The organism is Streptomyces sp. SID14478, assembly GCF_010548525.1.
Lineage (GTDB): Bacteria > Actinomycetota > Actinomycetes > Streptomycetales > Streptomycetaceae > Streptomyces.
This window is the reverse complement of sequence record NZ_JAAGMG010000973.1, coordinates 1-1,173: the sequence shown is the minus strand read 5'-3', so window position 1 is coordinate 1,173 and position 1,173 is coordinate 1. Positions and strand designations below refer to the sequence as shown.

2 protein-coding genes are annotated in these 1,173 nt (G+C 75.2%); both read left to right on the top strand.

What is annotated here, in order from left to right; all coding sequences use genetic code 11:
* On the top strand, positions 1–513 hold a 513-nt coding region (locus G3I40_RS31195; protein WP_164305971.1), incomplete at its 5' end, for a hypothetical protein.
* A gap of 221 nt (positions 514–734) precedes the next feature.
* Positions 735–1,173 (top strand): cyclic nucleotide-binding domain-containing protein (locus tag G3I40_RS31190; RefSeq protein ID WP_164305970.1); only part of this gene is annotated, 439 nt, incomplete at its 3' end.

The window sequence follows — 1,173 nt, the reverse complement described above, 5'->3', positions numbered from 1 at the left end:
GCGGCGCGCGTGTTCGCCGTGCTGGCCCTCCTGGTGGCGCCGGCCGCGGGCGTGCTGAGCGGCTGGGCCGCCCATGCGGACGCCCGCGTGGAGGCCCGCTCCCAGCAGGCGTCCCGGCATGAACAGCGGGCCGAACTGCGGGACGACGCCCCGCAGTTCGTGCCGTTCATGAGCGGCGCCCAGGACAACCTGGTCTCCCCGGTCGCCGTGCGCTGGACCGACCCGGCGGGCCGCACGATCACCGTTCTCGCCCCCGTTCCGGCGGGCCTGAAGCGCGGCGATGGCACCACGGTCTGGCTCGACGCCCAGGGCGACGTCACCGTGGCGCCCTGGCGTGCCGAGGACATCTGGTCGCACACGTTCGCCGCGGGCTTCCTCGTGGCCGTGACCGTCGCTGCCGTCGCCGTCACCGGCCGTCTCGTCCTGCGTCGGGTCCTGGACCGCCGGCGCCTCGCCGGCTGGGCGCGGGACTGGCGGCGCGTCGCGCCGGACGGGGGACCCCGCCCGCCCTGAGGCCCTCGGCCTTCCGTGGCCGACAGGCCCCCTGGCCAGAGCCGTTCGGCCCCTGGCCGCCCGGGCCCCGGGCGGCCATCGTCGAGGTATCGCACGACGGCAGTCCGGACAGTGCGAGGACCGCCGCCAGGGCCATGCGCCGACCCACGCGGCCCAGGTGGCGGACCCACCGGAGGGAAGGGTTCCCGGCCGTCGTGCGCGCCCCCAGAAGGAGGCAGCCCATGACCACCACGGCCCCGCGCATGAGTCAGACCCTGCCCGACGCACACCGCGTCAGGCTGCTGCGCATCGCCCGCGAGGTGGCCTTCCCGCAGGACTGCAGGCTCTTCGAGGAGGGCTCGCGCGCCGACCGCTTCTGGATCGTACGCAGCGGCAGCGTCGCCCTCGACATGCGCGTACCGGGACAACGCGCGCCCATCGTCGAGACGTTGGGGCGCGGGGAACTCATCGGCTGGTCCTGGCTCTTCCCGCCCTATGTGTGGCAACTCGGGGCGCAGACCGAAACCCCGGTGCGCGCGCACGAGTTCGACGCCGTCACCGTGCGGCTGCTGTGCGCCTCCGACCCCGGCCTCGGCTCGTTCGTCGCCCAGTGGGTCGGTCAGGTCCTCGCCCACCGCCTGAGCGTCACCCGCTCCCGGCTCCTGGACCTGTACGCGCCGT